General features: G+C 63.0%; 10 protein-coding genes. 1 reads left to right on the top strand and 9 read right to left on the bottom strand.

Translation table 11 applies throughout. The features are described 5' to 3' along the window. Positions 1-59: 59 nt before the first annotated feature. The 6 genes from AC19YY_RS20065 to pvdM form a co-directional block, all read right to left on the bottom strand. Positions 60-3,389 (bottom strand): amino acid adenylation domain-containing protein, encoded by a 3,330-nt coding sequence (locus tag AC19YY_RS20065; RefSeq protein ID WP_500604726.1) that lies wholly within the window; start codon positions 3,387-3,389, stop codon positions 60-62. Next, positions 3,390-11,267, bottom strand: coding sequence for an amino acid adenylation domain-containing protein (locus tag AC19YY_RS20060; protein ID WP_500604725.1), 7,878 nt, complete (start codon positions 11,265-11,267; stop codon positions 3,390-3,392). It lies immediately after the preceding gene. A 188-nt stretch (positions 11,268-11,455) separates the two neighbouring features. After that, complete coding sequence (locus AC19YY_RS20055; protein ID WP_169954766.1) at positions 11,456-13,105, bottom strand: cyclic peptide export ABC transporter; 1,650 nt, start codon at positions 13,103-13,105, stop codon at positions 11,456-11,458. Positions 13,106-13,243: 138 nt separating this feature from the next. Further along, on the bottom strand, positions 13,244-14,122 hold the full coding sequence (pvdO, locus tag AC19YY_RS20050; protein WP_169954765.1) for a dihydropyoverdine dehydrogenase: 879 nt from the start codon (positions 14,120-14,122) through the stop codon (positions 13,244-13,246). A 30-nt stretch (positions 14,123-14,152) separates the two neighbouring features. Next, positions 14,153-15,424, bottom strand: a complete 1,272-nt coding sequence (gene pvdN, locus AC19YY_RS20045) for a pyoverdine-tailoring periplasmic protein PvdN (RefSeq protein WP_500604724.1) — start codon at positions 15,422-15,424, stop codon at positions 14,153-14,155. Further along, complete coding sequence (pvdM, locus tag AC19YY_RS20040; protein ID WP_500604723.1) at positions 15,421-16,782, bottom strand: pyoverdine-tailoring dipeptidase-like protein PvdM; 1,362 nt, start codon at positions 16,780-16,782, stop codon at positions 15,421-15,423. The genes pvdN and pvdM overlap by 4 nt, the downstream gene beginning before the upstream one ends. Before the next feature lie 171 nt (positions 16,783-16,953). Between pvdM and pvdP the strand changes: the two genes are divergently transcribed. Further along, positions 16,954-18,582, top strand: coding sequence for a pyoverdine maturation tyrosinase PvdP (gene pvdP, locus AC19YY_RS20035; RefSeq protein WP_170043719.1), 1,629 nt, complete (start codon positions 16,954-16,956; stop codon positions 18,580-18,582). Between the two features lie 107 nt (positions 18,583-18,689). On the opposite strand, the gene AC19YY_RS20030 is transcribed toward pvdP, so the two are convergent. Genes AC19YY_RS20030 through AC19YY_RS20020 form a run of 3 tightly spaced genes read right to left on the bottom strand, consistent with a single transcriptional unit; the run spans position 18,690 to position 23,244 of the window. Then, positions 18,690-20,090 carry an efflux transporter outer membrane subunit gene (locus AC19YY_RS20030; protein ID WP_500604722.1) on the bottom strand — a complete coding sequence of 467 codons (1,401 nt, stop codon included), beginning with the start codon at positions 20,088-20,090 and terminating at the stop codon, positions 18,690-18,692. A gap of 7 nt (positions 20,091-20,097) precedes the next feature. Next, the gene (locus AC19YY_RS20025) at positions 20,098-22,071 is read right to left on the bottom strand and encodes a MacB family efflux pump subunit (RefSeq protein WP_169954760.1); all 1,974 of its coding nucleotides are present in this window, start codon (positions 22,069-22,071) and stop codon (positions 20,098-20,100) included. After that, positions 22,072-23,244 (bottom strand): efflux RND transporter periplasmic adaptor subunit, encoded by a 1,173-nt coding sequence (locus AC19YY_RS20020; RefSeq protein WP_170058416.1) that lies wholly within the window; start codon positions 23,242-23,244, stop codon positions 22,072-22,074. Between the last annotated feature and the right edge of the window lie 329 nt (positions 23,245-23,573).

Raw genomic sequence — 23,573 nt, 5'->3', positions numbered from 1 at the left:
CTTTTCCAGGGGCAGGGTGATGAAGCGCCGGGCAATGCGGGCGGCGACAGCCTTATCCATCAGAACTCCTCCATTTCATCGAGCAAGGCTTCAAGCTTGTCCAGCTTCTGCGCGCTGACAGGCCCGGCCTGCTGCTCAAGCTGTGCGGCAAACGCGCCCAGGGACGGATGTTGGAACATCAACTGCGGCGTCAATTGCATGCCCAGTTCCAGTTGCAAGCGCGAAACCACACTTACGACCAGCAGCGAATGTCCGCCCAGTTCAAAGAAGTGATCTTCAAGACCGATAGGTTCGACTTTCAACACGTCCTGCCAGATCTGGGCTATTTGCTGTTGCAAAGGGCTATTGGGCGCGACGTAGGTTTTTTGTACCTGGCTGGCGTCAGGTTTTGGCAGTGCCTTGCGCTCCAGTTTGCCGTTCGGACTCAAAGGCAATTGATCGAGGAAAAGCCAGTGTGCCGGCACCATGTACTCCGGCAGATGCGCCTTGAGACGAGCCTTGAGTATGTCGCGCAGGGCTGTGGCGTCGCTGTCCGAAGCGGGAACGATGTACCCGACCAGTTGCAAGCCGATGGCGGTCTCAACGGCCAGCACGGCCGCTTCATGCACTTCGTTTTGCGCCAGCAACTGTGCCTCGATTTCACCCAGCTCGATGCGCAAGCCACGAATTTTCACTTGATGGTCGATACGCCCGACGTATTCGATAACCCCATCGGGACGCTGGCGCGCCAGGTCGCCGGTGCGGTAAAGGCGTTCGCCTTTGGCATAGGGGCTTGCGACAAAGCGCTCGGCAGTCAGCGCCGGTCGTTGGTGGTAACCCCGGGCAAGGCCTTCGCCACCGAGGTACAGCTCGCCGATTACGCCAGGTGGGACAAGCGCCAGCTCTGCATTGAGGACCCACGTACTGAGGTTAGCGATAGGCCGGCCTATCGGTACGCTGCTAGCGTCTTGATGACAAGTCCAATGGGTCACGTCGATGGCGGCCTCGGTCGGGCCATAGAGGTTATACAGGCTCGCGTTCGGCAATTTGGTGAACACCTGTCGCTGGGCATCGACTGACAGTGCTTCGCCGCTGCACACGATACGTTGCAAACCGCTGCACCGGGACACCTGCGTATCGGCCAGGAACACTTGAAGCATCGACGGCACGAAATGCAGAGTGGTGACGTGATGCTGATTGATCAACTCGATCAGTCGGGCCGGATCACGATGGTCTCCAGGGTTAGCAATCGCCAGGCGAGCGCCAGTCATCAGCGGCCAGAAAAACTCCCACACTGACACGTCAAAGCTGAATGGGGTTTTCTGCAGCACCGTGTCGTCCGCAGTGAGGCCATACGCCTGTTGCATCCAGCACAAGCGGTTGACCAGTGCGCAATGCCGGTTAGCTGCACCTTTGGGCATGCCGGTCGAGCCGGAGGTGTAGATCACATACGCCAGGTTTTGCGGGTCAAGGCAGACCGTGGGATTGGTGCTGGCGTAAGTGTTCGCAGCCGGTTCGTCCAGGCACAGTGTGAGAACGTTTGCAGGGACTGGCAGGGTATCGAGCACGGACTGTTGGCTGAGCAATAAGGTAATGCCGCTGTCCTGCATCATGTAGGCCAGGCGGTCGCTCGGATACTCAGGATCCAGTGGCACATAGGCGCCGCCGGCCTTGAGGATGGCCAGCAGGCCAACGACCATTTCCAGGCTGCGGTCGAGCGCAATGCCCACCATCGCGTCGGGACCTACGCCATGCTCGATCAGGCGGTGGGCCAACGTGTTGGCCTGCTGATTGAGTTGGGCGTAAGTCAGTCGCTGCTTGTCAAAAATCAGCGCTGTCGCGTCGGGAGTACGCTCGACTTGCTGTTCGATCCAATGGTGAATACAACGCTCAAGGGGATAGGCCGTAGCGGTATGGTTCCAGCCAAATAGACTCTGCTGCTGCGCGTCGCTGAGTAACGAAAAGGTGTTGATAGGCTGCTGCGGCGCTGCAATGCAGCGTTCCAGCAAGTTCAGCCAATGTTGCCCGAGGCACTCAATGGTGCTGGCGTCAAACAGGTCGGTGGCGTAGTTCAGCGTTGCAGACAGACCCTGTGCCGATTCAAAGGTGTTGAGGGTCAGGTCGAATTGCGCGGTCTGGTGCTCCCTGCTCAGGCTCTCGACGTGCAAGGTGGAAGGTGATGACGGCCCACCGGCGGCAGCGCCCTGATGTTCGCTGAGGTGGTTGAACATTACCTGGAACAAAGGGTTGAGGCTCAGGTTACGTTCCGGTTGCAGGGCTTCGACCAGTTGCTCGAAGGGCAGGTCTTGGTGGGCTTGGGCCTCAAGCGCAGTTTGCTTGACCTGGGCCAACAGCTCGCTGAAGGACAGCGGTTCATCGAAGCGCGCCCTGAGCACTTGGGTGTTAACAAAAAAGCCCAGCAAGCGCTCGGTTTCAACCCGGTTGCGATTGGCCACGGGCACGCCGACACGAATGTCGGCCTGGCGGCTGTAATGGTGCAAAAGTGCCTGGAAGGAGGCGAGCAGCAGCATGAACAGCGTCACATTGCTCTGCTGGGCAAGCTGCTTGAGTTGGTGTGCCAGCGCCGTGGGAACCGTGACTGTGATGTTCGCCCCGCGATAGCTCTGCACGGCGGGTCGCGAGCGATCAGTAGGCAACTCCAGGACCGGTTGTTCGCCGCCCAGTTGGCCCTTCCAGTAAGCCAGTTGGCGTTCACTTTCCCCAGCCTCCATCCAGCGGCGCTGCCAGATCGAGTAGTCGGTGTACTGAATCGGCAGTGCTTCCAGCTCGACGGACAGGCCCTGGGAATAGCCACCGTATAGCTGCACCAACTCCTGGACCATCAGGTGCATCGACCAGTCATCCGAGACGATATGGTGTTGGACCAATAGCAATACATGATCATCGTCGGCCAGGCGCAGCAACTTCACCCGCAGCAACTGATCGTTGCGCAAATCGAAGGGTTGACGACTCTGGTGCTCGACGAAGTCCTTGATCAAGCTATCCGTGGCGCTATGTTCGCTCGTGACTTCCAGGACCATTGCGCTGCGCGGCTCGATCACCTGCATCACGCCCTGCGGCTCTTCGACAAACCGGGTGCGCAGGCTCTGGTGCCGCTCGATCAGGGTATCGAAGCTGCGTTGTAGCGCATCGATGTCCAGCGGGCCACGTAGGCGTAATGCCGTCGGCAGGTTATAGGCAGCGCTGGCAGGGTCCAGCAGCCAGAGAAACCACTGGCGCTCCTGGGCAAACGACAAAGGTATTTGCGCGAAGGCATGCCGGGTTTGTGGGATCGGCAGGCGCGACAAACTCATACCCTTTGCGTTCATTTGTTCATAAAGGGTCTTGCGCTGGGTAACTGGCAACTTGATAAAACGGTCAATCAAGTCGTTCAGGGCATTGGCTTGCATTTATTGGGTCTCCAGCACATCGAGCAGATCGAACAGATCATTCAATGAGTCATCAGGGGTTTGTCCGCCAGCGGGTTCGATACGGGATGCATAGTCTTGCAGCGAGGCACTTTCGAAAATCGTCGCCAGTGGCGCCTCGATCCCCAGGTTCAGGTGCACTCGGGATGTCACCTGAGTGGCCAGCAACGAGTTGCCGCCCAGGGCAAAGAAGTTGTCATCCAGGCCAATACGCTGGGTTTTCAGCACGGCTCGCCAGATATCGGCAATGTCGCTCTGCAACCCGCTTTGCGGTTCACGGTGTTCCTGGGCTTCGCTTTGCACGTCTACGCAGGCCAGAGCCTTGCGGTCGAGCTTGCCGTTGGGGTTGCGTGGCATCTGCTCCAGCACATGCACCTGGGCAGGAATCATGTAGGCCGGCAGGCGGGCCTTGAGGAAGGCCCGCAGCGCATCGATGCCTGAGTGAGTGTCACCTTCTTCCAGGGTCAGATAGGCAATCAACTGCTTGCCCAGCGGGTTCTCGCCGACCAGTACGGCCGCTTCGCGAACCCCGGGGAACAGCGCGATTTGCGCCTCGATCTCTCCCAGTTCGATACGGAATCCGTGGATTTTTACCTGCTGGTCCACACGCCCCAGGTACTCCAGGGCGCCGTCTTCCTTGCGTCGGCGCGCCAGGTCACCGCTTTTGTACAGGCGCTCCCCCGGCACTAGGGCAAAGGGGTTGGGCACAAAGCTGGTGGCGGTGCGTACCGGGTCGCCACAGTAGCCGCGCCCTACGCCGACGCCGGCAATGCAGATTTCACCCGTTGCCCCGGTGGGGATCGGCGACAGGTCGTCGTCCAGCACATACAGGCGATTGTTGTCGGTTGGGTAACCGATCGGGATGTAGGTGCGTTGAGTCGAGGCCGGGTCAATGTCGTAGAACGCCACATCATCAGAGCATTCAGCCGGGCCGTAGGCGTTGATCAGCTTGATCGCTGGGTAACGTGCCAGCCAGTCGGCAGCGGTTTCTGCTGGCAGCGCTTCGCCCGTCGGCAGTAGCCAGCGCAGGTCGGGAAGGTCGCTGTGTTGTTCGGTCAGCAGCGCCTGGATCAGCGCCGGGACAATTTCCAGTACGGTGATGCGTTGCTCTTTAACCTGTGTGAGCAGTGCCTGTGGGTTCTTCGAAATATCGTCGGCAAAAATACACACCTGGGCGCCGCACAGCAGTGCGGTGAGGAACTGCCAGACAGAAATATCGAATGACTGGGAAGCAGTCTGGGCAACGATGTCCTGGTCGGTCAGTTGCAGGTACGGCACTTTGCTCAACTGGTTATTGAGCATGCCGGCCTGTTCCACCATGACCCCTTTTGGTTGCCCGGTGGAGCCCGAGGTAAAAATCACATAGGCCAGGTTGTTCGGGCCGCTGTAGCGCCCAGGACGTTGCTGGTTGGCGTGCTTGGGTGGCAGATCTTCCCAGACCAGCAGGCCCACGGTATGACCGGGAGCGCTGGCGGCCAGTTCGGCAAGCAGCGTCTGGGCGTGCTCACGGTACTTGGCCGTGCAGACCAGCAGCGGTGTCTTGCTCAGGCGCAGGATGTTCTTGATCCGCTCGGCAGGATGGCTCGGATCCAGCGGCAGGTAGCCGGCACCGGCCTTGAAGGTGCCGACAATCATCGCCAGTAGTTCCAGGTCACGATCTGCCAGCAATGCCACGGGTTGGTCCAGGCCCACGCCGCGCTCAATCAAACGGTGGCCGAGGCTGTTGGCGTGGTGGTCAAGTTGCTCGTAGGTCCAGCTGCGGTCCCGGCACATGGCCGCTACACGCTGTGGGCTGGCATCGACATGGTGCTCGAACTGTTCGACGAACGAGCGCTGCAGGTCGTGGGGTACCTGCGATTGGTTGTGTTCAAGGACCCAGTCGTCCAGGCGCGTGGGATCAAGCAGCGTGATCTGGGCTAACGGCTGATGCAAGTGATGACGCAGGGCGACCAGCCATTGCTTGAACTCCTCCAACAGGCTGTCCATGGTCGAGCGTTCAAAGAAACGGGTGTCGTAGGACAGGTGCAGGCCCACCTTGTCGCTCGGGTAGACCACCACGGTCACCGGGTAGTTGGTGTGAGTCCGTGAGGATTCGGAGATCACCCCCATGTCCTGGGCGTCCTGGCCGACGGAGTCTTCCATCGGCGCGTTCTCGTAGACGAACAGGCTGTTGAACAGCGGCTGGCCTTTGAGGATCTCGCTGCACTCCTGGATGTTGACCAGGGGCAGGTAGTCATATTCACGCAGCGACACGTTCTTGTGCAGGATGCTTTGCAGCCAGGCGAAGGTGCTGAGTTGACTGTCCGGGGTAGGGATAGCGACCCGCAACGGTACGCTGTTGATAAACAGCCCCACGGTATTTTGCATCTCGGGAATATGCGCTGGGCGGCCGGAGACCGTGACACCGAACACCACGTCCCGCGAGCGGCTGTGGTTATGCAGGGTCAAGGCCCAGGCCGCCTGGACAAAGGTGTTGAGGGTGAGGTGGTAGCGTGTCGCGGCCTCTTGCAGCGCAGTACTGTCTTGCTGGCTGAGCCAGGTGTAATTGTCGCCAATCACCGACACCGAGTGCGCAGCCACTTGCGGATGATCCACCGGGAGTGACGTGGTGTGTTCCAAGCCTGCCAGTTGGTCTTGCCAGAACGTCGTGGCGGCCGTGCGATCCTGGTGTTGCAACCATTGGATAAAGTCGCGGAAGCGGTAGGGCGTGGCCAGCTCACAGGGCTTGCCTGCCAACCTGGCATGGTAGATCTCGAAGAAGTCCGACATCAACAACGAGCGGCACCAGGCATCCAGCAGGATATGGTGGTTGCTCATGACAAACCGGTGGGACTGGTCGGCCAGCAGGATCAGCTTGAAGCGGATCGGAGGCTGCAAGGCGAGATCGAAGCCGGTTTCCCGCTCTACCTTGAGCAGGTGTTCGATTTGCGCCTGCACCCGATCCATTGGCACATGGCTCAAGTCCACGCGTTCGACCTGCACGCTGCTGTTTTTGTGGATGACTTGCAAAAGCGTACCGCCGGTATTCCACAGGAATGACGCCCGAATCGCTTCATAGCGTTGCACCACCTGCTGCCAGGCCGCCTCGAAGTGTGGATAGTCCAGCGTTTCCTTGATGGTGTAGCACTCTTGCATGAAGTAAATGCCGGAGTTTTTTTCCAGCAGCGTGTGCACCAGCAAGCCTTCCTGCATGGGCGACAACGGGTAGATGTCTTCGATCTGCTGGACTGGAATGCTCAGAGTGTCCAGTTGTGCCTGGCTCAACCCGGCCAATGGAAAGTCCGAGGGGGTTGCACCTTGATGATTGGTATCGCAGCAATACGTGATCAACTGCTCGAGCGCGAGCAGGCAGTTGTTGGCGAGGTTCTGGATAGCCTCGACAGGGAAGACTTCATGGCTGAAGGTCCAGCCCATGCTCAATTGGTTGTCATAGACCTGGCTATTGATGGTCAGCCAGTTACCCAAAGGCGTTTCGGCGCTTTTTTCGGCACCACGTTCCTCGCCAGTGGGAACAAACAGCGCGCCGTCGGCACTGTCGAAACTACCGTCGAACTGGCCCAGGTAATTAAAGGTAATGCGCGGCACGGGCAATGCGCCGAGGCGTTCCCGAGTCTGGGCGTCGCCCAGGTAGCGAAGAACGCCAAACCCAATGCCTTTGTCAGGAATGGCCCGCAGTTGCTCCTTGACCTGTTTGATTGCTTCGCCCAAGTCCTGATGGGCGGTCAACTTGACCGGGTACAGGCTGGTGAACCAGCCGACGGTGCGAGTCAGGTCGATATCATCGAACAGGGCTTCGCGGCCGTGGCTTTCCAGTTGGATCAGGACGTTGTCGCGCGCGGTCCATTGGCTGACCGCACGGGTCAGGGCAGTCAGCAGTAGATCATTGATTTGCGTGCGGTAGGCCGCGGGCGCGACTTGCAGCAGTTGTTGGGTCAGGGTTCTGCTCAGTTGAATATCGACAGTCGTCGCCTGGCTGTGCCGTTGCTTGCCTTCAGGATTGGCTTGCGGCAGGTCGTGGCTGGCAGTCTCCAGTTGCCGTTCCCAGTAGGCCAGTTCGGGTTGCAACTGCGCACTCAACCCATACCCCCGCAACTTCTCCCCCCACGCCTTATAAGCGCTGGTCTTCTCCGGCAATTCAATCGCCTTACCCGCCTCTACCTGCCGGTACACGGTCTGCAAATCATCAAACAAAATCCGCCACGACACGCCGTCCACCACCAGGTGATGAATAGCCAGCAGCAAACGCTGGCTACCGTCCCCCAGGCTGACCAGCACCGCTCTAAGCAACGGCCCGTCTTGCAGGTTGAGGCTGCGTTGGGCTTCGTCGCCCACCGAGTGCAACTGTGTGGCGTCGTCGATGCGGGTTTGCCATAGCACCGAGGCTGTGCTCGGGCGGTATTCGGCGTGCCAGCCGTGTTCAGCCTGGGTGAAATTCAGGCGCAGGGCGTCGTGGTGGTGGATCAGGGCGTTGAGGGTCTGTTCCAGCAGGTGCGGGTCCAGGGGGGTGGCGGGTTTGAGCAGGACTGATTGGTTCCAGTGGTGACGCTCGGGGATGTCGGTGTCGAAGAACAGGTGTTGGATCGGCAGCAGCGGGGCTGGGCCTGTGACCGGGCCCTGATCGATTGCGAGGCCCTGGCCGTGGTTTTTTGCCACGCTGGCCAGGCCCTGGATGGTCTGGTGCTGGAACAGGTCCTTGGGGGTGAAGTGGATACCGGCCTGGCGCGCGCGGCTGACGACCTGGATGGAGATGATCGAGTCGCCGCCCAGTTCGAAGAAGTTGTCGTTCAGGCCGATTTTTTCCAGCTTGAGTACGTCTTGCCAGATGCTGGCGATACGCTGTTGCACTTCGTTCTGCGGGGCTACGTAGGCGTGCAGGGCCTGGCTCGCGTTGGGGGCGGGCAGGGCCTTGCGGTCGAGTTTGCCGTTGGGGGTCAAGGGCAGTTGCGCGAGGATCAGCAGGTGGCCGGGGACCATGTAGTCCGGCAGGTGTTCGCCGAGGTGGGCCTTGAGGGTCTCGCGCAAGGCGTCCTGGCGGGCAGTGTCCGTTGCCAGCGCTGTCGGCACCACGTAGCCCACTAACTGCGCGCCGCCCAGGGTTGGGTGGGCGATGACCACGGCTTCGCGCACCGCCTCGTGTTGCAGCAGTTGCGCTTCAATTTCCCCCAGTTCGATACGCAGGCCGCGGATTTTGACCTGATGGTCGATGCGCCCGATGTAGTCGATGACCCCATCGGCGCGGTAGCGGGTCAGGTCGCCGCTGCGATACAGGCGCGCGCCGTTGCCTGCGAACGGATCGGGAATAAAGCGTTCGGCGGTCAGCCCCGGGCGCTGGTGGTAGCCCTGCGCCAGGGAGTCGCCGCCGATCAGCAGTTCGGCGCTGGTGCCCATGGGGCACAGTTGCAGGTCGTGGTCCAGCAGGTAGGTGCGCACGTTGGCGATGGGGCGGCCGATAGGGGCAATGGCGCCCTCGGGCAAACTCTGGACATCAAAGAAGGTGCTGTCGATGGTGGCTTCGGTTGGGCCGTAAAGGTTGCACAGGCGGCCGTTCCAGCGTTCGCGCAATTGTGCGACCAGCGGGGTGCCGAGGGCTTCGCCGCCGAGCAGCAGCAGGCGCAGGGATTGCATCTGTGCGCCCTGTTCATCGGCGAGCAAGGCTTGCAGCAGGGAAGGCGCCATTTGCAGCACGCTGATGCGCTGGGCGGCTACTTGCGACCACAGCACTGACAGGTCTTCGGTCAGCTCGCTGGAAGCCAGGACCAACTGCGCACCGTTGAGCAATGGCAGCCAGAACTCCCACACCGAGGCGTCGAAGCTGAAGGCGGTTTTTTGCAAGACCCGGTCCGCAGCGCTCAGGCCCAGTTCGCCCTGCATCCACAGCATATGGTTGGTCAGGGCGCCATGACGCACTTGCACGCCCTTGGGCTGCCCGGTGGAACCGGAGGTGTAGATCATGTAGGCCAGGTTGTCGGCGCTGACCGTTACCTGGGGGTTGGCGCTGTCATAGCCTTCCAGCCAGTCGCTGTCCTGATCCAGGCTCAGGGACGGCAGGCTGTCAGGGGCGGGCAATGCCAGGCTGCTTTGGCTCAGCAGCAGGCCGATGCCGCTGTCGTTGATCATGTAGGCCAGGCGTTCGGCGGGGTAGGCCGGGTCCAGCGGCACATAGGCGCCGCCGGCCTTGAGCACGGCCAGCAGGGCGATGACCATCTCCAGGCTGCGCTCAAGGCCAAGGCCTACGCAGACGTTGGGGCCGACGCCCAGTTCCAGCAGTTTGTGGGCCAGTTGGTTGGCGCGGCGATTGAGCTGGTCCAGGGTCAGTTGCTGGTCGCCGAACACCACGGCGACAGCCTGTGGCTGGCGTTCGGCTTGCTTGGCGACCAACACGTGCACAGGTTCTGCGTCGGGGTAGTCGACGGCCGTGGCATTGCACTGCGCCAATTGCTGCCCGCGCTCTTGGTCGCTGAGCATCGGCAGTTCGCCGATCAGGGCATGGGGCTGCTCGATCATGCCCTGCAACAGGTTCTGCCAGTGCCCGACCAGGGTGGCGACGGTCGCCGGACGCAAGCAAGCGGCGTCGTATTCAACATGCGCGGTGATCTGCTGCTGGCTGTATTCCACGTCCAGCGACAGGTCGAACTTGGCCTGCAGCGGGTGGCTGTCCATAAACCTCAGCTCCAGCGGGCCCAGGTGCAGGGCCTCCTCCTGCGCGGCGCCGACGCGCCAGTTGAACAGGGTCTGGAACAGCGGGTTGGCCTGGGGGCTGCGTTGCAGGTGCAGGTCTTCGAGGATCAGCTCGATGGGGTAGTCGGCATGTTCCAGGGCGGCCAGGGACTGCTGGCGCAGGCCCTGGAGGAACGCGCTGCAGGTTTGCTCGGGCGCCAGCCGCGCGCGATACACCTGGCTGCTGACAAAAAAGCCCACCAGGTCCTGGATCTGCGCCTGGTTACGGGTGGCGTTGGGCACGCCGACGGTGAAATCGACCTGGCCGCTGTAGCGCCCCAACAGCAACTGCCAGGCACCCAGGAGCACCACGAAAGGCGTCAGGCCCTGTTGCTGGCAAAAGGTCTGGAGGCGCTCGCTCAGGTGGGCGGGCAACGCGTGCCGATGATGGCCGGCACCGGCGGGCTTTTCCAGGCGCTCGCGAGGCAGCTCCAGGGTGGGGATTTCGTCGCCCAGGCAGGCTTTCCAATACTGCGCGGCTGCGCTGTGTTGCGGCGTCTGCGGGTAGTCCTGGCGCTGCCATTGGGCGTAGTCGGCGTACTGGATGGCTGGGCGCGGCAGGGCCTGGCCCGGTTGGCCGAGGGCGCTGGCCAGGTCGTGGGTCAGGATCGGGTTGGACCAGGCGTCCGAGACAATGTGGTGCATGTTGAGCAGCAGCACGTAGTCCTGTTCGGCCCGTTTGAGCAGGCTGCTGCGAATCAGCGGCGCCTGGCGCAGGTCGAAGGGTTGGGTGGCGTGCTGGCGGATACGCTGTTGCAGCTGCAAGTCGCGCTGCTGGCTGTCCAGGGCGCTCAGGTCCTCTTCCAGCAGGGTCAGCCGCGCGTCATGCTCGATGACTTGCAGCGGCGTGCCGTCGGTGTCGCGAAAGGCGGTGCGCAGGATATCGTGGCGGTCGATCACCCGGTTCAGCGCCGCTTCCAGGGTACGCGCGTCTACCGGGCCCTTGAGGGCAATCGCCCGTGGCAGGTTGTAGGCATGGCTCTGGGGATCGAACTGTTGCAGGAACCACAGGCGCTGCTGGGCGAACGACAGCGGTACCGGGTCATGCCCGGCGAGGCTCTGGATGGACTGCCCGGCGCCGGCTTCATCGGCCAGCAACAGGGCCAGCAGGTCGTCGTCGGGAAGTTGGTTCAATTGGTTCATGATCGATCTCGTCGCCGTCGGCAGAGGAAATAAGCTGTGTCAGGAAGACGAAGTTCGATCGATCAGATTTAGGCGCAATAGCCGGCGGGAGGCGTTGTAGGAGCCGGCTTGCCGGCGATGAGGCTCGTGGCTTCATCGCATGCCTTGAGGCAGCCATCGCCGGCACGCCGGCTCCTGGGGGAGGGAGGTCAGGCGCAGGCTTTTTCGCTGATGACGCGACCGGCCTGCATGCGTACCAACTGGTCGGCGACGTCGAAGTAACGGTCGTCGTGGGAGATGACGATGATGGTCTTGCCCAGGCGCTTGAGGTCCGGCAGCAGCTCGGTGTAGAAAATCCGCCGGAAGGTCGGGTCCTGGTCGGCCGCCCACTCGTCAAATACCAGCACCGGGCGCTCATCGAGCCAGGCGTTGACCAGGGCCAGGCGCTTGCGTTGCCCGGTGGACAGGTCGGTGGTGGTGAACGCGCCATCGCGCACGCTGACCTTGTGCGCGATCTCCAGGCGCTCCAGGTATTGGGTGGCGTCGTCGGGCAGGGCCTTGTCGTTCTGCACCAGGTCGTCGAACAGGAAGTAGTCGGCAAAGATCGTGGTGAACATCTGGCGGTAGTCGTCCAGGCCCAGGGCGTCCACGGGCAGGCCGTTGAGGCGGATTTCGCCTTGCTGCGGGGTGTACAGGCCCAGCAGCAGCTTGATCAGGGTGGTCTTGCCGCAGCCGTTTTCGCCGACGATAAACAGGATCTCCCCAGGCTCGATGCTCAGGTTGACCGGCCCCAGCTTGAATGGCTCGCTGCCTTCCACGGGCGGGAAGGCGTACTGCACGTTGCGCAGTTCCAGGTGCTTCATCACCGGCACGCTTTTGTCGGCGTCATCGAGCAGCAGGTGCGGTTCCGGCGAGGAGAAGCGCTCCGACAGGTCGGCAATGCGCCGGAAGGCGATTTGTGCGCGGCTGATGATCGGCAGGTTGCCGATCAGGTTTTCCAGCGGGCCTTTCATGTACAGCAGCACCAGGACAAAGCCGCTCATCACCGCCGGGTCCGAGCTGGGCCAGAACTGTTGCAGGGTCAGCGCCAGGCCGATGACCACGAAAAACAGCATCGAGCCCAGGCTCTTGGCGATCACAAAAATATTGATCGAGCGGATATGGGTGTCGCAGATATGGTCGGCGGTGCCCTGGATATTGCGGGTGTGCATGGCGTGCCGGCGTGGGCGATGGATGCGCAGTTCCTTGGCGCCCTCGGCAATCGCCGAGTAGTGTTTTTGCAGGTTGTCTTCGGCGTCACGGGCCGCGTAGAAGCCCTTGATGCCTTTGCTCTGGGCCACGAACTGCACCGCCGAACCAATGCCGATGGCCAGCAGGGTCATGAGGAAGATCGGCCAGGACAGCACCGCCAGGTAGCCCAGGCAGCCCAGGATCACTGTGGTCGAAATCGCCAGCGGGGCAAAGGCGAAGGCAAAGTCGCTGATGGTGTCCACGTCATGGGTCAGCACCGGGATCAGGCGGTGGGTGCGATAGCGCTCGATCTGCTCGATGGGCGCGGCGAGCACCTTGGCGCCGAGGTCCTTGCGCAGTTTGGCAATCACCTTCTGCCCAACGAAGTTGGTGCCGATATCGGCGCCGATACTGCTGAGCAACGCCAGCAGGCACAGCCCGGCGAAGGCCAGGACCACGCCGGTGCCCATGCCGTCGGCGCTGTGCAGGCCGCGGTTGACCGTGGCCAGCAGCGCGGTGACGCTGAGGCCGCCGACGATGCCCAGGGTGATGGAAGAAATGACAATCCGTCGATAGGGCTTGAGCAGGCTCAAGAGTTCGCGAATGGCGCTGCGCGGTGCTGCGGTCATGAAACTACCTCGATCGCGACGTGGCTACGTGCTGTGGGCAAGTGAAGGCCTGCGCGCGAAGGTTTACCGCTGGCAGGCCGATAGTAGGAGGACGAGTCGGGCCCGGCGCGATTTAGCCGCGTCCCGAGTTGCACAGGCTCAGAGCTCCCGTGCCACGCGAAAGCCCAGCCAGTCGCCGCGCACGTTGGGGTAGAGGTTGTTGCGGTTGCCGGAGCGGGAAAACACCGGCGCCTCGCCCCAGTCGTTGCCGCGAATCTGCCGCACCTCGCATTGCCCGGTCAGCCAGGCACTGCCATCGCTGGGCGCTCCCACATAGCTGTCGTTTTCACAGTCTTCGACCCATTCGTAGACGTTGCCATGCATGTCATACACGCCGAACGCATTGGGCGCATAGCTGCCGGCCGGCGCGGTGTAGCTGTAGCCATCGGCCGGCCCGTAGGTGTTGGCGTGCTTGGCGATGCTGTATTCCTTGCCCTCGTCGAACGGGAACGGGAAGGGCCCGGAGGTGCCGCCACGGGCGGCGTACTCGCGCAGGGATTCGCTGACCATGCGGTACTGCTTGCCGGTTTTCTTCGACAGCCAAGCGACATAGGCGCGGGCTTCGGCAAAGTCCATGCACACGGCTGGATGTTTGGCGCTTATCTTGTAAGTGGGTTTGCCGGCCGTGCATTTGCGGCCAGGGCGGTCGTCGCCGTCGGGCATTTTGTAGCCGGTTTCTTGCAGGTAGCTGTCCCATTCGCCGGCCAGCACCTGGAAGCGGCTGATGGCCACGGGTTTGGCGAAGGTCACGTCATGGATCGGGCCTTCATCGGGCTGGCGGCCGACTTCATCGTCCGGGGTGCCCATCTTGAAGGTACCGGTGGGCAGCACCACCATTTCCGGGCAGTTCTTGCAGTCCTTGAACACGGTGCCGGGCTTGGGCGGCGTGGCGGCCTGGGCGGACGGTGCCAGGCAGGCGATCAATGCCGTCAGCGCCAGGGACTTGAGCAGCGTTGGGGTGAGCGGTTCATCGTTCATGAGTCGTCTCGTGGGCAAGAAAAAAGGGGATCAGAGGGCTTTGTCGAGCAGGGCCAGGAAGCGGTCGACCTCATCTTCGGTATTGAGCAGGCCCGGCGCGGTACGCACCACCGGGCCGACGTCGCGGTTCACCGCGTCGCTGACCACGCGGTTTCGCATCAGGTAGGCGGCCACCTTGTCGCTGTCCTGGCCCTTGACCCGGAAGAAGCTGAAGCCGGCCGACAGCTGCGGGTTGGCCGGGGTGACCAGCTCGATGTTCGGTCGCGCCTGCAAGCGCTCCTTGAGGTAGGAGTTGAGGCTGTGGATGCGCTGCTGAACCTCGGCCTTGCCCAATTGCAGGTGCAGCTTGAAGGCCTCGTCCAGCGCCCAGCGATGCTCAAAGGCGTGATAGCCGCCGGGGGAGAAGGTGGTGGCGAAATCGGTGTCTTCGGAAAACGTCGGCATGCCCGGGGTGAGGGTGGTCACTTGCTCCGATGCGGCGCACACCAGGCCAGTGCCCCGTGGGCCGAACATCCATTTATGGGTGCCGGCGATAAAGAAGTCGCAGTGCATGTCCGGGAAGGCCAGGTCTTCGACGCCAAAGCCATGCACGCCATCGACCACGTAGAGAATCCGATCCTTTTCTTCGCGCCCCTGGTTGTGGCGCTTGACCAGTTGCCCGATTTCAGCGATAGGCAGCTTCACGCCGCTGCCCGACTGCACCCAGGTCATGCCCAGTACTCGGGTATTGGGGCGAATGTTGCGCTCGATGGCCGTCAGCACTTCATCGACCGACACGTGGTGGGCGTTGGCGAACAGCTTGATCTTGCGCACCTGGGTGCCGTCACGCTGGGTGCGCAACGCGAGGATGCTGTCGGTGGAAAAGTGCTCGTGCTCGGTGGTGAGGATTTCCTGGTCGGGGCGCACGTGGATGCCGCCGTAGATCATCGCCAGGCCCTCGGTGGTGCTGCCGGTGAGGGCGATCTGGCCGGGTTTGGCTTGCAGGTAGCGGCCGGCCCATTCACGCACCTGGCCTTCGCGTTTCCAGGGTTCCTGCAGGTCCCAGTCCATGGTCAGGCCGGGGTTGCGGTCAAGGGCGGCGCGGTGGCGCTCGATGGCTTCGCGCACGGGCCTTGGGTGCGAGGTGATCAGGAAGTTGGAGAAATGGATGTAGTTCGGATCCTGGTCGAACAGTTGGCGCAGGCCGGCCCATTTATCGACGGGGGCCTTGGCGCTAGCCGCCTGCACGTGCAGGCTGGTCCCCAGCGGCAGGCTGGCGGCGAGGATGCCGGCCTGTTTGAGAAAGGTGCGACGGTCGGTCATGGCGTTTGCTCGCTTGGCAGCACACCAGGCTTGGCGGACTTTTGCACCTGCTCCCACACCCGCAGGAAATTGCCGCCCCACAGCTTGGCGATATCGGCTTCGGAGTAGCCGCGGGTGATCAGTTCGGCGGTCACGTTGCGCACTTCACTGACATCGTTCCAGCCCTTGACGCCGCCGCCTTCGTTGAAGTCCGAGGCGATGCCGACGTGGTCGATACCGATCTTGCGCACGGTGTAGTCAATGGCGTCTCCCAGGTCCTTGAGGCTGGCCTTGGGTTCTTCTTCGAGAATGGCGTAGAGCTCGCTGGCGTACTCGCCGAACTTCTGCTCCGGCCAGGCAGCGATGATCGGGTCGCCGGGCATCAGGGCCATCGCCAGGTTGGGCAGGGGTGGCAGGTCGAAACGCGCGCGCAGGGTGTTGAGCTTGTCCTGGATCGGCTGGCTCAACGGGCGCAGATACCCGCCGAAGGCCACCACTTGCACCACGCCGCCACTGTTCTTGATCAGTTGCAGTTCTTTGTCGCTGAGGTTGCGCGGGATATCCACCGAGGCCCTAGGCGCGGAGTGGGAGGCGACCATGGGGGTGCGACTAAGCTGGGCGACTTGTTCGAGGGCGGTGGTCGACATTTGCGAGACGTCGATGATCACGCCCAGGTCGTTCAGGCGCTGCACTGCTTGCTTGCCGATGGCCGAGAGGCCGCCGAGGGCATCCGGCGAATCATTGAAAAACGGCAGTGGGCGCGAGGAGTCGGCCCAGCTGTTGTTGCCGATGTAGCTGAAGCCGAACATGCGCATGCCGCGCGCCGTCCACATGTCCAGCAGGTTCAGGTCATTGCCCAGGGGGTAGGCGTTGAGCATGCTGATAAAAATCGCAAACTTGCCCTCGCCATGCAGGCGGCGCAAATCGGCCGGGGTGTAGGCGATGCCCACCTGGTTGGGGAAGTCGCGGACCATGCCGGCGATGATCTTGTAGCGCACCTCTTGCTGGTGCCGGGCTTCGTCGACAAAACCTGCGGTAGGTTTGTGTGGTGCATTGGGGCCATTCCACAGCTCGGGCCAGCCGAAAATCGTCAGCGCCGCCCCCGACAGCCGCCCGCGACTGGCCTTGACCAGGTCGAACTGGCCGCTGCCGTCCTTGTCTGCTTCATGGCCGGCGGTGCCGAAGTCCAGGGGCACGGTGATATGGCTGTCGAACGATATCAGGCGGTCCTGCAGTTCATTGGCCTGCTTGATCACTTCCAGCGGGTAGCCGGCATTGCCGCCAAACCAGTGATCCCAGGCCAGGCCTGCGCCGGCAGCAATGGCCAGGGCCAAGGGCAGGCCGATGTATAGAGCCTTTTTCGAACGTGGTTTTGTCATTGCCATCTCAGTCGGTTCGCCTTTGAGGTGCGGGCGCAAGGGGCCTTTGCTATCTGGGGAGAACGAGCGCAGGGCCGGGAAATTTAAGCGCGGCCCCTACAGTAAATTTGCCGCCCGGCTAAACGTTCTAGCTTGGATAAAGCCTGCTCCAGGGCTGACACAGGTAGGAACATGACGATTTCTCGACGAGGGTTTATCGCAGGCCTGGCGCTGACCGGCGCCGCCGTACCTGCTGCCTTTTATGCCCATCGCGAGTTGACGCGCGAGGAATTTCCCATCACTCCCGAGGAAGCCACAGTGGACCTGGCGGACACCGCCGGCCAGCAGTTGGCGAACAGCCTGCGCGGGATCTGGAGCCTGCGCCTGGAAGGGCGTGACGCCGGGCTGCAAGGCTTGCCCCTCGACGGTCTGGAACTGTTTCTTGATATTGCGCCGCGCGGCCGTGGCGTGCGTGGCTACCTGGACACCGCTGGCCAACTGCGTGGGCAGGGCGAGCCGCGCTATCAGGTGCTGGGTGACCTGGCGCCGGGCGACGCGGCGCTGTTGTACTGGCGCCTGATCGACCGCGACGCGCCGGACGGCATGCCGGCCTATGAATTGACGATGCGCCTGGATGAAGTCTGGGGCAGCTTCGGCAATGCCGGCAGCGGCACCCTCAGCGGGCAGATTCTCAATCTCGACCGGCCCCTGGCGCTGCTGGAGCTGGATAACCGATTTGTCGCCACCAAACAGCTGTTCCCCGAAGCCCGCGAACGCATCGGCCTCAACCCAGCGCTGCTGGCATGGTTGATTGCCCCCGAACACCGCCTGTTCCACCAGCTCTGGCACGCCACGCGGGACCAGTGGCACAAGCTCCCCGAGGACAAGCGCAACGCCCTGCGCGGCATCGGTTGGCAGCCCGGGCCACGGGACCAAGAGCGCGATGCCCGTGGCCCGCGCAAGGACCGCAACGGCTCGGGTATCGATTTTTTCTTTATGCATCGGCATATGCTCGGTACGGCGCGCTCCCTGCAGGACTTGCCGTCCTGGCCGCGCTTCCCGCCGCCGCAGCCCGAGCTTGAGCGTGATCGCCAGGGCTTCGCGCGCTACTTTGACAATCACGATGGCTTCGCACTGCCGCCGACCTGGATGGCCAGTGGCGACGAGCAGTACAGCCAGTGGGTCAGTGATATCAAGGCTTGCGAGACCTATCACAGCAACTTCCAGGTGTGGGAGTCGCAGTACCGCGACCCGCGTTACCTGGCCAGGTTGACCCTGGGCCAGTTCGGCTCGGAGGTTGAGCTGGGGCTGCACGATTGGCTGCACATGCGCTGGGCGTCGGTGCCGCGCGACCCTTCCAACGGCGCACCGGTGCCCTTTGCGCGCGATCCTGCGGATTTTTCGGCGCGTTGGTATGAGCCTGAAAATGACTTTTTGGGCGACCCGTTTTCCTCCCATGTGAACCCGGTGTTCTGGCATTTCCACGGTTGGATCGATGACCGGCTGGAGGACTGGTTCCGCGCCCATCAGCGCTTTAATCCGGGTGAGCTGAGCCGCCTGGAGGTCAACGGTGTGCCATGGTTTGCGCCAGGGCGCTGGGTCGAGGTGGGTGATCCATGGCTGGGGCCGGATACCCATGGTTGCAGCACCACCCCGGGATTGCAGATGGGGCGCACCGTGGAGATGGATCCGGAAACCATGAAGCTGGCGTTGCGCATCACCTTCGGCGCTGATGATGACAAGTTGCAGGACTTGTTCCGCAAGGTGCCGAAGCGGCCGTGGTATGCGCGGCATTTGAAGGTCAGGGAACGGACGATTTGACCTGTCCGATCAACGTCAAACGGTAGGCGCTGGCTTGCCGGCGATGGCAATGGCGATGGGGCAGGCAACATCGCCGGCAAGCCAGTTCCCACATTAGATCCTCATCGTTAAAGACCAGACGCCTGCCACCCCCCTCCCAGTGCCTTGTACAGCGCAATACTCGCCCCCAGCCGTGCCTGGCGCAGTTGCACGTTCAAATCCTGGGCGGCATACAGCGTGCGCTGGGTTTCCAGTACGGTAAGCAAGTCCTCCGCGCCAGCCTCATAGCGGCTCTGGGCGATACGGAAGGCTTTCTGTGCCTGGTCCAGTTCTTCATGCTGCCACTGGCGCTGTTCGTCCAGTCGGCGAATGCTGCTCAGGGCCTTTTCTACATCGGCAAAGCCATTGATGATCGCGCCGCGATAGGTTTGCAGCAGCTCATCCTGGCGTGCCGTGGCCTTGTCGCGTTCGGCGCTGAGGCGGCCGTTGTTGAAAATCGGTGCGATCAGCCCGCCCGTGAGGTTGTAGAACGGGTTGCGCAGCATATCGCCAGCACGGTTGGCGCCCGAGCCCAGGTTGGCGCTGAGGGTCACGCTGGGCAGCATGGCGGCGCGGGCGACGATGATGTCGGCCTGGGCGGCCGCCAGTTGCGCTTCGGCGCTGGCAATGTCCGGGCGGCGGCTGAGCAGGTCGCTGGGTACGCCGGCGGCGATGCTTGGCCAGCGCAGTTGCTCAAAGGCCTGGGGCGTCAGTTGCAGCGTCTGCACCGGTTGGCCGAGCAGGGCGGCCAGGCTGATCCGTGCGGCTTCGGTCCGCTGGCGTACCTCGGGCAGTTGGCGTTGCTGCGCGGCGACCAGGCTCTTTTGCTGGGCCAGTTCCAGTTGGGTGGCAGAGCCCGCGTCATGCCGGGTCTGTACCAGCTTGAGCACGTTCTGCGCATTGGCCAGGTTGAGCTCGGCGATGCGTTGTTGCTCGTGCAGGGCCAGGAGCTGGGTGTAGGTGGTGGCCACGCCGCTGAGCAGGGTCAATTCCACCGTGGCGCGCTCGAATTCGCTGGCGCGCACCGCCAGTTCAGCACTGTCGCGAGCGGCGCGCTTGCCGCCCCAGAAGTCGATTTCGTAGGTGGCCGTCAGGCTGGCATTGAAATAATCCACCGCGTCATTGTTGTTGTCGGCATCCAGTTCGCTGTAGCCGTTGCCGCGCAGCAGTTTCTGGCGGTTGGCGTTGAGCCCGCCCTTGAGTTCGGGCAGCAGCGGCGCGCCGGCCACCACGGCGCCGGCCTGGGCCTGGCGCACCCGGGCCATGGCGCTGGCCAGGTCGTAGCTGCCGGTGCGGGCCTGTTCGATCAGTTGGTCGAGCTGCGGGCTGGCAAAGGCCTTCCACCATTGCTGGTTGACGTGCAGAGCGTTGGCCTGGCTTGCCGTGTCCCAGGCCGGCGGCGGCTGCAGGCCGCTGGCCGGGCGCTGCGCCGGGCTGCTGCACGCGGCCAGCAGCAGGCTGGCGGCAACGAGGGTCAAGTGCGCTTTCATAGGGCGATCATTCACTGGTAAGGGCCGTGACCGGGTCGAGCCGGGCTGCTTTGCGGGCCGGCATAAAGCCGAAGATGACGCCGGTGACCAGCGCGCAGGCGAAGGCGCCCAGGGCTGCGGGCAGCGAGAAGGCGACGGCCACGCTGCTGAGGATCAGCGCGCCACCGACCAGCAGGGCCAGGCCGATCCCGGCCACCCCGCCGACCACCGTGAGCATCACCGCTTCGGTGAGGAACTGGCGCAGGATGTCGCGCTGCCGGGCGCCAGTGGCCATGCGGATGCCGATTTCCCGGGTGCGTTCGCGCACGGTCATCAGCATGATGTTCATCACGCCGATGCCCCCCACCAGCAGCGAAATGGCGGCAATCGAGCCGAGCATCAGCGACAGGGTGTTCTGGGTCCGGGCCTCGGCCTGGATCATCGCGGCGTTGTTGGTCAGTTCAAAATCCCGCTTGCCGTTGTGCAGGCGCAGCAGCAACTGGTCGATGGCTTTTTCGGCCTCATGCACCTTGCGCGCGTCGGCGGCGGCAATCACCACGTATTCAGGGTTATAGGTGCCGAACAGGCGAATACTCGCGGCAGAGTAGGGGATGGCGATACGGTCGTCGCTGTCCTTGTCGCCGGAGCTGGCGCCTTTTTCGGCAAGCACGCCGATCACCTGGAACGGCACGTTTTCGATCAGGATGTATTGGCCGATGGGGCTGGGCAGGTCCTTGAACAGCTTGTCGCGCACCCGTTTGCCGATCACCGCGACGGTAGCGGCGGCGCGTTCGTCAGCCTCGGTGAAGTAGCTGCCCTCGACCACTGGCCAGTTGAAGATCGTCGGGAAGTTGGTGTCGTTGCCGCCTACATAGGCCATGTGGTCGACATTGCCGAAACGCACCCCGGCCTCCGCGCCATTGACCGGCATGATGCGCTTGACCTGGGGCAGGGCGGCCATGGCGGCGACGTCGTTCATGGTGATAATGCCGGGCGGCGTACGTGGGTTGGGCGCCGAGCCGCTGACATACAGGATGTTGGAGCCAAAGGCGCCCATCTGCGCCATGACCTGGCGTTTGCTGCCTTCGCCCACGGCCAGCATCACCACTACCGAGGCCACGCCGATAATGATCCCCAGCAGGGTCAGGGCCGTGCGGAAGCGGTTGATCCACATGACCCGCCAGGCCGCCTGCACCGCGTCCACCAGTTCAGCCTTCCAGGCGCCGTTGTGCTCGGCGCCGTCGGCCAGGCGTTGGCGCAGGTCCACCGCTTGCAGGGCCTTGGGGTTGGCTTCAGTGGCGGGCTGGTTGTGGGTGTTGGGGGTGTCGCTGATGATCAGGCCGTCGCGGATCTCGATGATGCGCTTGGCCCGCGCCGCCACTTCGCGGTCGTGGGTGATCAGGATCACCACGTGGCCCTGGCTCGCCAGTTCGTCGAGCAGGGTCATGACCTCGGCGCCGCTATGGCTGTCGAGGGCGCCGGTAGGTTCGTCGGCGAGGATGATATGCCCGCCGTTCATCAAGGCCCGGGCAATCGACACCCGTTGCTGCTGGCCGCCGGACAACTGGTGCGGGCGGTTGCCGGTGCGCCCGGCCAGCCCCAGGCGGGTCAGTAGGGCGGCGGCGCGGGCGTGGCGTTCGGCGGCCGGTGTGCCGGCATAGATCGCCGGCATCTCGACGTTTTCCTGGGCCGAGCCGGACGGGATCAGGTGGTAGCCCTGGAACACAAAGCCAAAGGCCTCGCGGCGCAGCCAGGCCAGTTCGTCGGTGTCCAGTTGGGCGACGTTTTCCCCGGCGAACAGGTACTGGCCGACGGTGGGGCGGTCGAGGCAGCCGAGGATATTCATCAGGGTCGACTTGCCTGAGCCGGAGGCCCCGACAATCGCCACGAATTCCCCGGCATGGATCGACAGGTCGATCCCGCGCAGCACATCGACCTGGGGGGCATCACCGCCCCCGTAGGATTTGCGGATGTCCCGAAGTTCGATCAGCGGCGTCAACATTCAGCCTCCGCTGCTGTCGGCGGGGCCGATCAGCAGATGATCGCCTTCGTTCAGGCCGTCGAGGATCTGGATGCGCAGGCGATCGCTGATACCCACCCGCACCTCACGGTCTTCGATGCTGCCGTCCTTGGCCACCACGCGGGCCAGTTGCATGTCGGGGCGGGTGCTGCCCTGCAGGGCAGCGACGGGCGCGGTCAGCGCATCGGTGACGCGGCTGGCGACGAAAAACACCTGGGCGGTCATTTCCGCCATCAGTGCGTTGTCGGCGTTGTCCACATCCAGCAGCACGGTGTACAGCACCACCCGGCCGCTGCCGCTCTTGCTCGAACTGCTGGGGCTGCCGCCGCCCTGGCTGGTTTCGTTGAGGGGCTTGGGCGGCACCGGCAGGATCTGGCGCACGGTGCTGGTCCAGCGCCGGTTGCCACCGCTCAGGGTGGTGAAATAGGCCTGCATGCCCGGTTTGACATGGCCGATATCGGCTTCCGAGACTTCCGCCCACACGGTCATCGGCGACAGGTTGGCAATGCGCAGGATCAGCGGCGTCTGCTGCTGGCTGTTGAGGGTCTGGCCTTCGCGGGCATCCACGGCCACCACGGTGCCGGAGATCGGCGCATAGATGCGCGTGTAGCCCAGTTCAGCCTGATCAACCCGCAGCGTGGCCTGGGCCTGGCTGATCTGCGCCTTGAACATGTCGATGCGCGCCTGGGTAGCATCCAGTTCAGCCTGGGCGGTTTGCACGTCTTCATCGCGGGTGGCGCCACCGGCGGCCAGGCGTTGCTGGCGCTGGTACTTCTGCTGCGCCAGGCGGTGTTGCGCGTGCTGTTCCTGCAGTTGGGCCTGCAAATTGGCGATGGAGTAGCGGGTGGCGTCGAGCTTGGCTTGTTGGGTGGCGGGGTCGATCTCTACCAGCATGTCGCCTTCCTTGACCTGGGCGCCGGCTTCGACGTGAATCTTGCGGATCTGCCCGGAGGCCTGGGCGCCGACATCCACGTAACGCCGCGGTTGCAGGGTGCCGAGGGCGGTCACGCTGCTTTCGATATCGCCCCGGTGTACTTGCAGGGTGGCAAATTTATCCCGGCCGGGCGGGATCAGTTGCCAGGCGGCGAACGCGGCCACGGGGATCAGGCAAAGTGCTGCCAGCAGAGCGCGCCGGGTGTGTCGGGGACGGTTCATGCACGGGTTCCAGCCAGGAAAGTTCGGACCGCAGCTCAATCGCCCACAAGGGCAGAGACAGGCGCGGCAAGCTGTCAGGTAAACGAGGTATTTGCCCTGAAATTTAAGTGCTTACACACGCCGTTACAGCTGGGCGAAACGCCAGTATTGGACGTTGTGTGTAGGACTTTTCAAATCTACATGAGAATTACTATAAATTAGACGGCCTCAAACTGCCATCACCGCATTGCCCGCGCCGGCGGCTCCGCGCCTGCCAGGGTGAATCCGGTGCGGGGCTTAAATTTTTTTTCATGGTCCTCGTTTCCTATCAACACATGGCCTGTTGTTCA

The organism is Pseudomonas sp. MF09156 (genome assembly GCF_059862305.1).
This window is presented reverse-complemented; position numbering and strand designations above follow the sequence as displayed.

What these genes read in the sequence shown, in the direction of transcription:
- AC19YY_RS20030 (WP_500604722.1), bottom strand. Translation starts at nt 20,090, where the DNA reads ATGAAAGCGCACTTGACCCTCGTTGCCGCCAGCCTGCTGCTGGCCGCG.
- AC19YY_RS20020 (WP_170058416.1), bottom strand. Translation starts at nt 23,244, where the DNA reads ATGAACCGTCCCCGACACACCCGGCGCGCTCTGCTGGCAGCACTTTGC.
- AC19YY_RS20065 (WP_500604726.1), bottom strand. Translation starts at nt 3,389, where the DNA reads ATGCAAGCCAATGCCCTGAACGACTTGATTGACCGTTTTATCAAGTTG.
- pvdN (WP_500604724.1), bottom strand. Translation starts at nt 15,424, where the DNA reads ATGACCGACCGTCGCACCTTTCTCAAACAGGCCGGCATCCTCGCCGCC.
- pvdM (WP_500604723.1), bottom strand. Translation starts at nt 16,782, where the DNA reads ATGACAAAACCACGTTCGAAAAAGGCTCTATACATCGGCCTGCCCTTG.
- AC19YY_RS20025 (WP_169954760.1), bottom strand. Translation starts at nt 22,071, where the DNA reads ATGTTGACGCCGCTGATCGAACTTCGGGACATCCGCAAATCCTACGGG.
- AC19YY_RS20060 (WP_500604725.1), bottom strand. Translation starts at nt 11,267, where the DNA reads ATGAACCAATTGAACCAACTTCCCGACGACGACCTGCTGGCCCTGTTG.
- pvdP (WP_170043719.1), top strand. Translation starts at nt 16,954, where the DNA reads ATGACGATTTCTCGACGAGGGTTTATCGCAGGCCTGGCGCTGACCGGC.
- AC19YY_RS20055 (WP_169954766.1), bottom strand. Translation starts at nt 13,105, where the DNA reads ATGACCGCAGCACCGCGCAGCGCCATTCGCGAACTCTTGAGCCTGCTC.
- pvdO (WP_169954765.1), bottom strand. Translation starts at nt 14,122, where the DNA reads ATGAACGATGAACCGCTCACCCCAACGCTGCTCAAGTCCCTGGCGCTG.